Origin of the sequence: Flavobacterium sp. HSC-61S13, assembly GCF_024171535.1 — a bacterium.
In the GTDB taxonomy this organism is placed as follows: Bacteria; Bacteroidota; Bacteroidia; order Flavobacteriales; family Flavobacteriaceae; genus Flavobacterium.
Map to the genome: position 1 here is coordinate 318,603 of NZ_JALJZV010000003.1, position 17,054 is coordinate 335,656.

The following is a 17,054-nucleotide window of genomic DNA, read 5'->3' on the forward strand; positions in this document are numbered from 1 at the left end:
TGGATTTATTTTACACGTAAAAAGGGAGCTACTTCTGCATAGGTAAATACCAATTTGGTAGGTCCATCAGCATACGAAGCGATTTCATAGGTATTGTAATAGGCTACAAATTCATCTTTAAAGAATAAAAAGGTCTCGGGTAATTTAAAAAGGTCGTCTTCAAACATCAAACCGGTGCTGTTTATGCCTTTTTCAGCTGGAATTTTCAGTTGTTTGCGAAGTTTTTGCTCGATTAAGTCAGACAGTCCTTTCTGGTCGAGGATCAATTCTTCGGCAGTATAAAGGTGCCCGTTTTCAGGATTAAAATTTAAGCCGCGTACGCCCTGATAACCGTGTGCACCTCCAGAAAAGGTGTAGTGCTCTATGTGCATAGACAATACCTGTGGGCTTTGATACTCGACACGGCCTTTGATTTCGGCTTGCCAAGGCGTGCTTTCTTTTGGGTATTCTTTCTTTAGTGCATTATACGAATCCACAAAAGAAGTAATGATTTGATCGTAGGATGTAGACTTATTGGGCTCTTCATCAAAAGATACGATATGGCTGATGACGTTTAGGGTCGTTTTATTGATGCTATCGGCAATAACGGAATTGGGAGTGGTAGCCACGGCAATATCGATCACCGCTTTGGTACATTCATTTTCCGGACAAGGGCTTGCTGAACTGCGTTCAAATTTTTTGTTTTCAAAGACTAACTCCTTGTTATCTTGGCAACTAACCATTAGAAATAAACTCGCAAAAAATAAGGGATATAACTTCATAAGGCGTTTGAAAAAGAGTTAATAATTAACAAATTTATACAATTTACTTTGGAATTAAAAGTATATTTGTCTTTATATGATGTGTTGGATAGCGCTGCGGTGTTTTGTATAAAAACACGGCGAAATGTGGCCGATGAAATCGGATAATTTTACCGGTAACACTAGCTTATTAATACGTTTAATCTAATAAATAAAATCATATAGGCCGTTGTAATTACTGATTTTAAGAGAATAATAAATATAATAGATACTATGAAATTCAATACCAAAACCATACATGGAGGACAGCAAGTTGATCCTAGTACAGGAGCTGTGATGCCTCCGGTTTATCATACTTCCACCTTTGCACAAACCAGCCCAGGAGTTCACTCGGGTTATGAATACAGCCGCGCTGCAAATCCGACGAGAACGGCTTTGGAAAATGCCTTGGCTAGTATAGAAAACGGTGCTCGTGGTTTGGCTTTTTCATCGGGCTTGGCTGCAACAGATTGTGTGTTGCGTATGTTGAAACCCGGGGATGAGGTAATTGCAATGGACGACCTTTACGGAGGAACTTATAGAATGTTTACTAGAATTTATCAAGATATGGGAATTGTTTTCCATTTCGTTGATATGAATAATATCGCTCAGTTTGAATCGGTTATTAACGATAAGACCAAATTGGTTTGGGTAGAAACACCGACGAATCCTTTGATGAAATTAGCAGATATCGCACAGATCGCACAAATCACCAAAGAGAAAAACATTCTTTTTGTGGTCGATAATACCTTTGCTACACCGTATTTACAAAATCCGTTGGACTTAGGAGCAGACGTGGTGATGCATTCAGCGACTAAATATTTAGGAGGGCATTCGGATGTTATCGCTGGAGCCTTAATTACCAAAGAAGCAGAACTCGGTGAAAAATTACATTTTTACCAATTTGCAACGGGCGCAACCTTGGGGCCTCAAGAGAGTTTCTTGGTGCTTAGAGGTATTAAAACCCTGCATTTAAGAGTTCAAAGACATTCTGAAAATGGAATGAAAGTAGCTCAATATTTAAAAAAACACCCGAAAGTAGCTCAGGTTTTTTATCCGGGCTTAGAAGATCACCCGCAATATGCCATTGCTCAAAAACAGATGAAAAATGGTTTTGGAGGTATGGTATCCTTTACTTTTAAATCAGAAGCGAAAGCAGACGCTATTGATTTTCTGGAAAAATTAGAAGTATTCACTTTGGCAGAATCCTTAGGAGGGGTTGAATCGCTAGCAAACCATCCTGCCTTGATGACACATGCTTCGATTCCCGAAGACAAACGCAAAGAAATTGGTGTGACTGATGACTTGGTTCGCCTAAGCGTTGGAGTTGAAGATATCGACGACTTGATTCTCGATTTGGAGCAAGCTTTTAAATAGCAACTAGTAACTAGCGATCAGTACTATCCACTGATCACTAGTTACTGATCACTGATTACCATCTTAACACTGTTTTCATGAAGTTTTTTATATATCTGAGTGTGTTGTTTATCGGTTTTTTTGGGCAAGCTCAAACCCAATCGTGGAGAGGGTATTTTTCGTATGCTCAAATAACTGCGGTTACGGCATCACCTACTCAAGTATATGCGGCGACAAACAGTTCGGTGTTGATTTTTGATATCGCATCGCAGCAGGTGGAAACGATCAGTTCAGTAGAAGGATTAAAATCACAGCAAATCACAACGATTTTTTATAGTGAGAAGTTTAAGAAATTGGTTATTGGTAATGAAGACGGTTCGATTCAAATTGTACATCGTCCGAGTGGGAAAATAACCGGTATCAATGACATTGTAAACAAAACCGCCATTCCGCCTACAGAAAAGCGCATCAATGCCTTAATGGAACATGGGGGGCAGTTATACATCAGTACCAATTATGGTATCAGCGTTCTAAATTTAAACAACAATACTTTTGGTGACACCTATTTTATAGGTGATTTGGGATTGAATCAAAAAGTTAAACAAGTGGCAGTCGTAGGCAATTGGATTTATGCAGCCACAGAAGCTGAGGGAATAAAAAAAGCCTTAGTGAGCGATCCAAATTTAGTAGATTTCGGTCATTGGGAGGTTTTTGACTATGGTAATTGGGGTCACATATTTTTATGGGATGGCGTGTTAGCAGGGGTTAAGGATGATCTGGTTTTGTACAAGTTCAATCAAAATAGTGCCAACCCGCTTTACCAATTTGAAAAACCGGTTTTAGATGCGCAGGTTAACTCTGCGGGTTTATTGGAAGCAACAACATTGTCACACAGTTTTGGCTTTAATCAACAGGGAAATCTGTCCTTCACCATTGACGCCAATTATGGGCAAACCGATGGTTTTAGTTCGGCAGTGATCGTTGGAAATGATATCTATGTAGGGACTCATTCAGGAGGACTCTTGCAATACGAACGATCGTTAACGCGACTTCCCAATTCACTATCACCAGACGGGCCGATTAACAATCGGGTCTTTTCTCTTTTGAGTACCGATTATGGACTGTGGATGATTTTCGGAGGATATAGTAAAGAATACAATCCCCACAATCCCGGTTTGGCCAATTATGGGATGAATCTTTATAGCCCTTCCATAGGATATGACAGAATACTGGTATCTCAATTAGAGGGTGCGATGGTCTTGTCACATGCAGCAATAAATCCGCGTAAACCGGGGCATCTCTATGTCAGTTCTTTTCATTCGGGTTTTTTGGATATCACTTTAAAATTGCAAGACCTAAAATCGAGTGAAGTTAAATTTTATAACAACAAAAATAGTGGATCCGCAGGACCACAATCGGTGGCGGGTATACCCGATTACGAGTCGATTCGCATCAATGGAACCGCTTTTGATAGTAGTGGCAATGCTTGGATGACCAACAGTTTGGTCACTTCTCCTATCAAAGAACTATTGGTCAATGGCGATTGGGCATCCTACAGCTTAAATCAGAGTATCCCTTCTGAAGAAGCTACGAGTTTTGGTGTGCCGGTCGTTGATAAAAACGATACCAAATGGATTGGATCCTACAATCACGGTTTGATTGCCTTTAATGAAAAAAAGGGACTAAAAACGATGGTAATCAATGCGACAACGGGCAATTTGCCCGATAATGATACGCGCACAATTGCTTTAGATAACAACAATCAATTGTGGATTGGAACCTATAAAGGACTGCGGATCATACCCAATGTAGATCGTTTCCTCAATGAAGGTCAATTGTCGTCTAACGCGATTATTATCAAGGAGGGTGGCATTGCTCAAGAATTGTTTTATCATCAAAGTATTACAAAAATTAAAGTTGATGGTGCCAACAACAAATGGGTAGCTCTTGCAGATGCCGGAGTATTTTTGGTGTCGCCAAACGGACAGAAGACCCTATATCGCTTTACCAAGGAGAACTCTCCTTTGCCGAGTAATAATATCAACGATATTGAAATCGACGGAAAAACGGGCGAAGTATTCTTCGCTACAGACAACGGTATGGTATCTTTTCGCGGGGGGGCCACTGCTGCTATGCCGTCATTTAGCAACGTATTTGCCTATCCAAACCCTGTGCGACCAGAGTTTGCTGGTGATGTAAAAATATCGGGCTTGATGGATAAATCCAATGTCAAAATTACCGATTTGGAAGGTAATTTGGTCTTTGAAGCTACTTCTGAGGGGGGAACTGTATTGTGGAATACCTACTCTTTTGCGGGTAAAAAAGTGGCTACAGGGGTCTATTTAATAATGATTTCTTCCAAAGATGGCGCTGAAAAAACAGTAAGAAAAATCATGGTCATTCGCTAATGTTAATCAAAACCAAAGCCGTAGTACTCAGTGTGGTCAAATATCAGGAAAAGAGTTTGATTGTCACTTGTTTTACACAACTGAGCGGCGTCAAATCATACTATATCCGCAATGCTTTTTCAAAGGGAAAAGGAGCGCAAAACAATGCTTACTTTCGACCACTTACCTTGTTGGAGGTCGAAGCCCAACACAAGAATAAAGGAGGTTTGGAGTATATCAAAGAACTTAAACTCGCTTATCCCTACCAAACGATTTACAACGATTTCTATAAAAACAGCATGGGCACTTTTGTGTCTGAGATGCTGTATAACCTGATCAAAGAACAAGAGCCCAACGAACCCTTGTTTGAGTATCTGGAAACGGCTCTGCTGTGGTTTGATCACCAAGAGGAAGCCTCCAATTTTCACCTGATTGTATTATTGGGAGTCACGAAGTATTTGGGGTTTTATCCCGATTCTGCCGACATAGAGTTACCGTACTTTAATCCCGTGGCGGGGCATTTCAATGCTCTTTTTGAAAAGGGAAGTTTTGAATCGGAGGAAACCCATTTGTTTAAGCGGTTGCTGGAACATAACTTTCAGTCCGATCAAAAAATATTTAACGGCAAAGAGCGCAACGAACTACTCGGGTTGCTACTGCGGTACTATGAACTACATCTCTCTGGTTTTAGAAAACCAAAATCACTAGCGGTTTTAAAGGAAATCTTTGCAGATTTTAAATAAGAAACGGCTAATTTTAACTTGCAATTCTCTTGGAAGTTTTTAATTTATATGTTTCTTTTTGCGATTTTGGATTTACAAAAAGTTACTGTAACCTTTTTTGTTTTTAATTGAATTACAAGGTTTTAGCTGCCTTAAATTTAATTCGAGTTCTTCGATTTGGAATATCTTCTCTCAATATCTTTTTTTATAACCATTTAATTAACTGTGTTTTTAGTGTTGTTTTTTACTGGTAAAGAACTCTTTTAGGTAAAAGCTAACTCATTTTACCGTTAATGTTTTTTCACTTTATATAAAAAATCATAAGCGTTTTAACTTAAAATCTTTCGTTTTTTATTTTACGACAGCTAGTAAAACGCTGTCTGGCATCGATTTATGTCATTTTACATTTGATAACATAATTGATGAAATTATTCTAAAAAATTAATTAATTGTACTTCCATTTATTTTAAACTTTAAGGTGTCTTTTAGACTTATAGAGGCAATTAAAGTATTTATTGTATCTAAATTTAGTTAAAATATTATTGAATTATCCTTAAAAATCAATTACTGAGTGCTTTTCTTTCAATATAGATTTATCTTGCTTTACAGATTTATAGGACGGATTTAATTTTCATGAGTAGTAGTCTTGATGAAATAAAATGGTCACTATGAGGTCTAGAATAGGTTTTTTATAAGATTAGTTTAATTGGTTGTTTTTCAAATAACGGCATTTCAATTTGCGAATAAGGAGTTATTAAAATACAACTAGCGATAGATACAATTGTTTTTTAATAAAATTTAGGTAGTTATGATACGTTCCTTAATTTTTACCGCCGCATTTAGTCTTTTTATCTTGTCCTCAACGAACGTGTTTGGTCAGAGGAAATTCAAGGATTCTTATCGTAATATATGGATCAAGAGTTTGGGGATTTCGGAAGAACAAAAAGCAAGTTTGAATTTTTATATTCCGGTTCGATTTCGGGGAGACTTTCCCGTTTTGAATAAAAAATATAAATCATCAAAGTTTACTTATGTCTATTATGTACTCAAGACACAAACGCCTTCGCAAAAGGTATTCTCCTTATACAACTCAGGATATTTACATAGTTTCTATACCGATATCATTAAATCCATTGTTAGTCAGTCGGTGGATGTTGGTCTGCTGTCTTCTGGAGCTTTGGTCAATTTTAATTTTTATAACAAGGATTATAACAAGGAGCAGACCGGAATTTTGTACCTGGATAATCCAGCGGTATCCGAAGTGGAGCTCTATGAAGTATTAGTTTGTAGTACTTGTGATGATCGAAAGATTCGAAATAAAATACAAACCTATCTCGCGGTGAAGTACGGTATCACTTTGGTACAAAAAGAAAATTATGTGGCTAGTGATGAACGAAAGGTATGGGATGAAGAATTGGATAGCAAGTACAACCATCGCATCATTGGCATTGCGCGCGATGATTTTTTTAGTTTAGAGCAAACGGCGAGTTTTAGTCATATTGATACATCTTTTATAGTAGCTAAATCTAAGAGTCAAGTAGCGGATCCTATGCCGAATATGGCCTATGTGATGGTTGGTGATAACGATGGCGAAAAGAAATTTGACGATCAATCGGGTCTGTATAAGAGACGGTGGTTGGTTCAGAATAAGGGCGATAGCAATGTATATCTTGATTTACATTGGAGCATTAAACCAGAAAGGGAGGTCGAATATTATTTGCATAGCGGCTCGGATGTAGTATTCCGGAACGAACAGCAAGATAGCCTACGTTTGAGTTTTAAAGATATACTGATTAAAAGAGGCCAGAATTATTATTTTACTATAGAGCAGAAGAAACCTTTTGAGTTTAAAATATTTGAGGACGACAAAAGCTTAAATACAAAATATTATTTAGGGGTTAATGATGTGGGTAAGGCTCCTTTCTACATCACCGCAACAGATTCTGATACACAACAAGAATATTATTTTGTCAGTCAAGAGTCAACATATCCCTTGGAGCAATTACCGCCTGCCACCTACCATTTCACGGTTGTAGATGCAGAGAATCATCAAGCCAAATTACAGCACATTTCCTTAAATGCACCAGATTCCAGGTTAGTTACTCTCGCTGATTATTGGCTGTTGGAAAACAACAAGCCCTTGGAGATTACACCAAACGCGACCACACCAAATTTGGAAAACTACTTGACATTTGAATGGTATTATCACGACAAATTGATTTCGAATTCGGCTAGACTCACGTTGAACTATCCAGGATCATTTACGTTACATGTTTCGGATAAATACGGAAAAAAAGAACATTTTGGATTTACGGTTAGCGATAAACCGAAACAGGACAAACGAATAGAATCACAGTGGGTAGTGAGCCCAAATCCGGTAGAGAGAGGAGAAGAGTTTACAGTTACCTATGACTTTGATTCTCCAAAGAAAGTGGATTTCTACGTCTATACCCTAGATGGAAAATTCATACTTCGTAAAGAGTTGGGAGTTGTTGAAAAAGCCAGTTTTGTTTATACACTTCAAGGCGCAACAACCTATTTAATCATTCCAATTATCAATTCAAAAGCATCAATTCAAAAATTGATTGTAAAATAATTGCCTTACAGCTATGAAATTTTTTAAGTCATATAATCAAGAAGTAGCAACATTTCTACTATTAGCCTTTCTACACGGGTTTGTTTATGAGGCCTTTGCCATACCATCTGCGCCCATAACATCCACGGTATTGCCGATTTATAACAACGATTATAAAAACAGAGATCACAGCGAAGAACAAAATGAAGAATCGTCTATAATACAGCCACTCCGTGATTATCCTGTAAATGATCAAAAGACATCACCAAGGCAATCTCATCCAAATAATGTGGTTCCTGAGATAGAAGTATCCACCACCTTGTATAATGCGGATTTGACTATAGGGCACATAGGTCGAAGCGCGCACACTTCGTTTGACGCGCCAGACGACAATTTGTTTACTGTAGATATTCAAGACGAAATTGATTCGAATGCTGCCTATATTTTAAGTTATGAAGTTTATGGAATTGCCAATGCCTCGGGAGTAACCAAAAGCATTAATACAGGAACGAGTACCGGAGGGTTTTTTATAAAAGCAAAAAAAGAATGGACTCGAGTTTCCGAATTTGTATCACCAGACGAGCTAAAAAAGGGCGTCAATACAGTTTTGTTTACCAGTGATTTGACTAAGGACTTTGGCTATGTAATTCGGAACCTACAGTTTGAAAAAACAACCGCTTCTTCAGATGATTTATTGTGGCTTAATGATGTGGTGAAAGCGGCTAGTACGGATCAAGTTTATGCACAAGGAGTCGTAGCTAGTACGGACCCGGAACTGCAATTGTTTATTGGGGATCAGGAAATCACACTTGTCAATCATCGTTTTGAACAGCTTATTTCTTTAGAGCAAGATGATCAAAGAGAAATTGTTTTTGAGCTGAAAAAAAGGAACAAACTCATCGAGAAAAAGAGTATTCCCATTTCCGAAATCGAAGCGGTTGATCAGGTGAAAGCATGGGATCGTGCCTTTGAAAAAGCACTTTGTACAATTACTGCAACAGAGGAAAACCGGTATGAATTAGAAAATATTGCTATAACGATTCCAGTGGCAAGTTATTCCACAGATTTTCTATTGTCGATTCAAGAATTGCGCCCCAGTGACTATGCCCCGACCGGCATGGTATTACATAATGTCACCAAAAACAGAGCAGCCTATCGGTTTTTACCCGACGGTATCCAGTTTGAAAAAGAAGTAAAAGTCAAAATCAAGTGCGATATCAATGCCCTGCCGAAGGGATATGGATTAAAAGATGTGCAGGTTTTTTATTTTGATACTACGTTAAAACAGTGGATTAAGGTCAAAGTAATGGAAGTTTTAGAAGCCACGGGAGAAGTCGTTGCCTTGACCAAACACTTCACCGATTATATCGCTGGTGTTATTCAAGAGCCGGAGAGCCCTGAAGGTAATGCTTTTACACCGACAACAATCAGTGGTATACAGGCAGCGAATCCAATGGAAAACACCACTATGGTCAGCGTTCCTCAAATTAATGATCGGGGTGATGCAACGCTTAACTTTCCATTGATGCTACCTCCAGCTAGAGAGGGTATGGTTCCCGATCTTTCGATCAATTATAACAGTAGTGCCGACGAAGGTGATTTTGGATTGGGATGGAGTTTGACAGTTCCATCTATAGAAATCGATACCCGTTGGGGGGTTCCGACTATTGATCCCTATCAGGAAACCGAGTCCTATCTGTTAAACGGAGAAGAATTATTACTTGTAAAAGGTGATAATACCCTGTATGCCCCTCATAAAGACCCATTGATTCCTAGACTTCAAACGGCTAAATTTCAAAAATTGATACACGACCCAACTTTGGAAATATTGCGAGAAGGCTATCAGGGGAGGTATTCTTGGAAAATTCGCGACACCAAGACGGGCTGGACCTCTTTCTACGGTAATCGATTCCATAATCGATTTTTCGGTCGTTGGTTTTTAGATCGGATTAGCGATGAGTTTGGCAACAGTATCGAGTATGATTATGTGGTCAATCCGACGACAGAAAGCGTTGAATTGTATAAAATAACTTACAACAACACAAATCATCCAAATCTATATAAACAAGGAACTTTTGATATAAAAGTATACAGAAAAAAAACAATAGATGCAACCAATAAAAACAGGGTTGATACCAAAATTAACAACCGTTATGGGTATGCGATACAAAGTCCTGATCTAATAGACAAAATTGTTATTTATTCCCCTCCCAATGACAACGATGTATATAACAAACGTGGATATTTGATGGAGTACAGCTTTAAGTACAATCAAGGTCAATTCGGTAGGAGTTTGTTGCATCAAATTATCAAAAGGGCTTATAATAATATTGGTAAAGATTACAATGATTATGATGATTTTACCACATACTCATCGGTGGTGGAGAAATATCAATTTGACTATCACGACGATGTAGGTACGGGGTCGTTATTTGAAGGTACAGGCCAAACCATGAATACTTATAAAGATTATGAAACGAGCTACGACAACCATAATGTATTTATATCCGCCTTAGGGGGTGCTGAAGGGAAATCTACCAATTTTGTAGGAGGGGCTTCTGCAGGTATGGTATTGCCGGTATTTCCCGCGTCCTGGTTACCATTTAGTCGAGCTGCAACTCTGGGGGGCAATTTGGGTGGAGGTTCGTCCAATTCCGAAACCAAAGTTTTGATGGCTGATATCGATGGTGATGGTTTGCCCGACAAAATCTTTAAGGGCGGTAGTGCTTTTTTCTACCGCAAGAATTTGGGGAATCGATTTTCTTCTGAAGTCTTTTCCATCAAAAATTTGCCCAATTTGAATTACTCCAAAACATCGAGCAGTGATAAATCGGTTAGCTTGAATATATTGGCAGGAAGTGTGAGTAAATCCTTTTCTGAAAGCACGTCAACCACTTATAATTATACCGCAGATGTTAATGCAGATGGTTTGTTGGACGTGGTCGACAATGAACGCGTTTACTTTGGTTATATTGATCCGGTTACTAAGCAACCTGCTTTTAGTTTAGACAGTTCAATAACGCCAGCTATCATACTTAAAGAAAACGATATCGCTCCGGTATTAAATCCGATGCCGCAACTGGAATTGACTAACGGTTTAATGGATGTGGTGATGGTGTGGCGCGCACCGAAAAGCGGACAGGTGCGCATTGACGGAACCATCTCCAAGCAGCATATCAATTTGCAAAGCGGGGTTAAATATTCCATAGAAAAATTACACGATACCGATATGGGACCCGCAACTTTTATCTATGGACCGCATTTGATGTTGTCGAGCTCGGATAAGCATGATCTTACGGTAAATGTAGTCAAGGGTGATTTAATCTTTTTTCGAACGCATTCCAATCAAATGCCTGTTCAAGAACTACAGGTTACTTGGAATCCTAAAGTAACCTACTTAACGCAAAACTTCGAATCATCAACCGGACATTCGAAATACTCCTCATCCTTCGAAGAAAGCCTAATAGTCGGATCAAATTATGAACATACATTTAAAAAAAGTGGTCGCTATCGACTGGAATGGCCTTCTTTTAATTTTGAAACAAATGACCGTATCACCATTAAAGTTTCCCACTATACCAAGGAAAGTAATGGACTTATAAATAAAGCTGTAAAGGGAAATAATGTCACAATTTATGAGCGAGTTAGTGCCATCGATGATATTACCAACTTCCCCTCTCCGAATCTGATTTTGAATATGAACTCGATTAACAGTAATCCACAATCGTTTCACTATGTTAAGGTTGAGGTACTCAGTGAGTCGGAAGTGAACTGGAAAGATATTGACACCCATTTCAGACCAAAATTGGTTTCTCTAGACAATCAGGACGATATCTATTTGGTGCCTTATTACTCTAATTATAGTAATGTCAATACCAATTATGCCAATTCGGACTTTACTACCTATACGACTGCAGATGAATTCACAATTAACCATAACTTTTCGCTACCAGGGTGTACGCAAAACAGTTGCGAAAATCGATATGTATATTTAATTATCAAATGGTCAGGGGGAAGAATCGCGACTTTTGAGCGAGGAATAAACAACAGGTACTATGCGAAATTCAGATATAAGATAAATGCCCATGGTACTATTGTACAACGGCAGTGGTTGGATATCAATAAGAATAAATATGTCGATGTAAAGTCCACCACCACGCATGGTTTGGGGGGATTTGCAGGAAAAAATATATTCTTTGAGTATTACACCACAGATTATGTCATTGCTGAAAAATTAAAAAACTATCAAAACACCGGCTCAAATTTTTTGGTACGGGTCAACAATGAAACCCCTAAATCCACTTATGTCGAAGGCGGTAACAATTACGGTATGTTTAAATCCAATATATACTCCTCCGAGCTAACTACAGCCTGGGGCAGTATGTATCGAAATTGGGGGCAATTCGCTTACAAAGGTGCGGAAGTGGGAAAGGCTTATACCCCGATCATAGGAGACCATATTCATTTGTACAACCCTGGCAAAACCAATGCAGAAGGACAAACCACTAAGGATATCTTCGAAGATCCAAACTTGTCTTTAGACGATGCAGAAGCCGATTTCGATCAAATTGAAAGTCTAGGAGGTAATGTATCCAACCATTTTGCGCTATTGATGCCCAATAAAAAACTCAACCGCTGGGAAAGTCACGAGCATTTATATGTTTCGAGTTCGGGGATTAGCCCCTATATCCGATTTTTAACGGATGAAATACCGAATTTAAAACCACCAACAGTACCTGTAAATAGTTTTGGTGCTTATGGAATTAACAAGTATTCGAGCTTTAAAAATAACAGTACTAATGCGTCTGTGGGTTTTTTAGGAGTAAGTCTTGGAAAAACAAAGACGAAAGGATCGAGTTCGCTATCCAATGATTTTTTTGACATCAATGGAGACGGTTTCCCCGATATCATTGGAAGTGAAATACAATTAACCGCCAAGAGAGGAGGCCTCTCCAATAGGATTTTAAATGTCAATCTCAATTCGAAAACAGCCATAGAGGGATCGGGTAAATTAGTAGGTGGAGGAAATGCGGGTATTAGGGGAAGTGCGGGTATTGGATCCAAAAGCAACCAGCTGAATTTAATAGTAGGAAATCAGGGGAGTGCCTCTATAAGTGGTAGTTCCTTTTCTACGACCAACAAGGTGGAGCGCTTTTATGTAGACATCAACGGCGATGGATTGATTGATCTGGTGCAAAGTGACGGTAGTGTTTTACTCAATTACGGAGGTAACTTTAAAAAAAGTAATTTTTGGAAGGCTGCATTACCTTTTCAAGAAAGCCAAACAGTTACCAAACAAGGGGGAGGCGGAGTCGGATTTTCGGGTATTTCCAATATGGATGTTTCTGGTGGGATTAGTATTTCATCAAGTACTTCTGAAGATAAAGTAACGTATATGGATCTCAATGGCGATGGGCTACCCGAGAAAATTATTGATGGATCAACGTACTATATTAATTTGGGAACCGGCTTTGAAACTAGAGCGCGTACCCTACCCGGAACTCAAACACAGAAATCCACAGAGGCTGGGCTAAATGGAAATATCACAATCTGTGTCTACTTTCCGACCATACTGCTCATAGGACCCAAATTTTGTGTTTCCTTAGGTGCGAGTGCTGGAAAAAGTATCTCTAGTGAAGAAGCGCGTTATATGGACTTTGACGGCGATGGTTTTCCGGATTATGTGACTTCCGATAAAAATGAAAGCCTTACGGTCTATCGATCTCGAATTAGGCGAACCAATTTACTCAAAAGCGTAACTCAATCTACCGGTGCTAGAATCGAATTGGATTATGATATTGTCAATCCAATTGATAAATCGGTGATCGGATCTACCTATAAAATGCCTTATAAGAAATGGGCGTTGACAAAAGTAGCCGTTCACGATGGTTTTGTCGGCGACGGCGAGAACACCACGCGTTATGCTTACGAATATTTCAATGGATATAAAGACAGAAAAGAACGAAGCTTTCTAGGGTTTGGAATGACCAAAGCACATTTACTCGACAAAAAAGGTTACGTATATAGGACCTCAGTGACGGAATACCTTAATAACGACATGACGGAACATCAGTTATATCGCCCGGGAATTAGTTCCGATTTAAAACAATTTCTATACAAAAAAGGCTTGCCACAAAGAACTTATTCCTTAGACCGAAGTAAACGCATGTTGAATGAAACGGTCTATACTTATAAGTTTTATGACAGTACAAAATTGACATCAGACATCAATACATCGCGTAATTCCAATGCGGAAATTCAGGTGTTTACCAATAAAATGTCTGTGTTGCCCTTGGTAACTTCGGTTCTGAATATGGTGACCAACTACGATGAGGATTCCCAAAACAGTTCCCTCACTCAAAAAACACAGCAGTATTTTCATACCTATGATCAATTTGGCAATGTCAAGAAATACTTGGATGTTGATCGGGGTCTAACGGTTGAAATCGAATATAATACATCTCCAAAAATCTTACCGATTGGCCATCGCATTAGCACAACCAAGGGACAACAACTTTTACGTGAGACCAAGGCTATAACTGAGGATGGATTGAAAATTCACGAAATCAGAAAGTATCTAAACCCTACGGATTACATAGCGGTGTTTTATCAATATGATGATATGGGTAATTTGGTTAGAAAGGAATTTGATACGGGTTTTTACTACGAATATGATTATGGTAGCTCTAATATCGATCATCCTGATGATGACAATTATAACTATAGGAAGATAACACCTTCAAAAATACGTGATTCTTTTGGAAATGAAACCCTATTTGTCTATAATGCTGCCAGTAAGTTGACCAAAATGGTGGATCCCTATGGTGAAGAAATATATTATAAATACGACCAGCTCAATCGAATCATTGAGGTAAAAGGACCTTATGAATTCGATTGGACTATCAAGAATGAATATATAAATAACCGAACTGCAATTAGTCAACACAATTTAGGACAGGGCAACAAACTACATACCAGCATGATTAATGATGGTTTGGGTAGGACGATTCAGGTGAAAAAAGAAATCATGCCGACGGACAAAAATCCAAGATGTAATAATCAAATTCCTGAGATTCGCTTAGCCGTTTCGGGAGATAAACTCTATGATGAATTTGGTCGTGTGGTCGAGAATTATCTGTCTGAAGAAGAAATTGCTTGCGCCAATGGGGCTTCATTGCGAACCTTGTTGACCAACTACTATCAAGGATCGCGTAATCCCGAGAAAAAAACCAATCGATTATACGATCATAAAGACCGAGTTGTAGAAGAATTGGTATTTGGAACCAATGCGCGAACCACAACCAAATATGCCTTCGGATCGGATTATCTTGGAACAAATACCTTTACAGAAGAAATAACCTTACCAGAAGGAAATAAAACGATTGGATATACCAACGAATTGGGGTTACAAACCAGTCAGAAACAAATTGGTGATGAAGATTTATGGACGCGTTTTAGTTACGATCATTTGGGTCAAGTAAAAACTGTAACCAATGCCATGGATCATAAATCAATTTATAATTACGACAATTTAGGGCGAATCACAGATAAAACATTAGCTGCTTCGGGAATTACGAAATATAAATACGACAATTTGGGAAATGTGATTGAAAAAGAAGATGCGAACCGCAACATTATAAAATATAAATATGATTTTAACCGCCTATTAGAGATTAACAATGCCACCATAGAAACGAAATTCACTTACGATCAAGGGGGGCGGGTCATTAAAATGGAAGACGTTTCGGGTTCTCAGGAATTTGAGTACGGTAGGTTGGGAGAAGTAATAAGCGATGTGAAAATGCTCAGAGACAATACTGGGGTTTCTCGTTTTTTCCGAACCGACTACGAATACGACTCTTGGGGCAGAATCTTAGAAATTTATTATCCAGATTTAGAAAGGGTTTCCTACAATTACAATCGTGTGGGTCAATTAACTTCGGTTAGGAGTTCTCTTGGAGAATGGTATATTTATGATGTAAAATACACCCATTTTGATCAACCGTACTTTATAGAATATGGCAATGGCGTAAAAGTGATTCAGGAATTTGATTTGACAGAACGCTTGAGGGCTGTTCAACTTTTTAATGGACCTTACAACGATCCGAATAACTTAAATGTATTTTCTAGAAATGTATATGGGTATGATAAAAACAACAACATCATTGGACAGAGAAATGATTTTAGCCAATATGAAAATATCGTAGTGGGAGGGACTTCCGTAAAAATGTACCAATATGATAAGTTCAATCGCCTCCAGGAGGCGCATGGTCAATGGAGCGGTTTGCTGGAATCCCATGACTATCAATTAAAGATGAAATATTTAAAAGATCATTCCATTTCGGAGAAAGCTCAGAATCACCTGATCCAAGATAAAAATACAGGGCATGTTTGGCATACGGAAAATTATCTAAAAAGAAAGTATCTTTATGAAGATAAAAGACCTGCTCTAAGTGCCGTTGTTAGTAAAGATCCTTTTGGACATGAACAAAAGCAAAGTTACGGTATACATGCGAATGGAACTATAAAATGGAAACATAACAGTGATAGCGAACGTATTTTCCAGTGGGATGCCAACAATAATATTACCAGCATAGTCGAATACACGGCAGCTGGAACAATTTTCAATGAGTACAAATATGATGGTAAGGGTGATCGCGTTAGTAAGCGAGTGGAAATGAGTAGCACCTTTTCGATAAACGGAACTAATCCGCAAAACGGGATGTATGGCGCAAATGAGGTTTTGTATCCAAGTGCACATTTGACGTTCAATCAAAATTTCTATACCAATCACTACTATGCTAATGGAAAGCGAATAGCCTCGAGAATTACCAAAAGCAATTCTGCTACTGCGAATTTTAGTGCGCCTAAATCTGGAGATAGTTCGTCGCTCCAGAGAAATTCAGCATCGTCTGCGGTAAATAGTTCGATGGATTACAGTGATAAGGCTATAAGTTCGGATGTTTTAGGGAATATCAATACTTCTCGTTCTGTAGGCGCATCATCAGCAACTCAGTCGGCATTGTGTAAAAATCAAGTTGACTTGTTGCTGCAAGTATTTTACAATACGGCGGAAACGATTGATTGTAAGAATGATATTTTAGCTATACTAGAACGAAACAAAGAATATGAACTTAAGTGTGTTAAATATGGTACATCAACACCGGGTGAGCCGGCACCCTGTCTGCTTTATGAATTAGTTGTTACCGGTTATAATTACTGTGCGGCTTTAGAG

The 17,054-nt window shown here is 38.5% G+C and carries 6 protein-coding genes; 5 read left to right on the plus strand and 1 reads right to left on the minus strand.

Annotated features, from left to right (window positions below; translation table 11 throughout):
* Nucleotides 1-5: 5 nt before the first annotated feature.
* Nucleotides 6-761 (minus strand): DUF3298 and DUF4163 domain-containing protein, encoded by a 756-nt coding sequence (locus L1275_RS04885; protein WP_253470395.1) that lies wholly within the window; start codon nt 759-761, stop codon nt 6-8.
* 252 nt (nt 762-1,013) lie between these two features.
* Between L1275_RS04885 and L1275_RS04890 the strand changes: the two genes are divergently transcribed.
* From L1275_RS04890 to L1275_RS04910, 5 genes are all read left to right on the plus strand, one after another.
* Nucleotides 1,014-2,156 carry a cystathionine gamma-synthase gene (locus L1275_RS04890; RefSeq protein WP_253470397.1) on the plus strand — a complete coding sequence of 381 codons (1,143 nt, stop codon included), beginning with the start codon at nt 1,014-1,016 and terminating at the stop codon, nt 2,154-2,156.
* A gap of 77 nt (nt 2,157-2,233) precedes the next feature.
* The gene (locus L1275_RS04895) at nt 2,234-4,543 is read left to right on the plus strand and encodes a two-component regulator propeller domain-containing protein (RefSeq protein WP_253470399.1); all 2,310 of its coding nucleotides are present in this window, start codon (nt 2,234-2,236) and stop codon (nt 4,541-4,543) included.
* Complete coding sequence (gene recO, locus L1275_RS04900; protein ID WP_253470401.1) at nt 4,543-5,265, plus strand: DNA repair protein RecO; 723 nt, start codon at nt 4,543-4,545, stop codon at nt 5,263-5,265. Before L1275_RS04895 ends, recO begins: the two co-directional genes overlap by 1 nt.
* A gap of 787 nt (nt 5,266-6,052) precedes the next feature.
* The gene (locus tag L1275_RS04905; RefSeq protein ID WP_253470403.1) at nt 6,053-7,840 is read left to right on the plus strand and encodes a hypothetical protein; all 1,788 of its coding nucleotides are present in this window, start codon (nt 6,053-6,055) and stop codon (nt 7,838-7,840) included.
* Between the two features lie 13 nt (nt 7,841-7,853).
* Nucleotides 7,854-17,054, plus strand: a 9,201-nt coding sequence (locus L1275_RS04910; RefSeq protein ID WP_253470405.1) for a SpvB/TcaC N-terminal domain-containing protein, incomplete at its 3' end; no start/stop codon positions are given.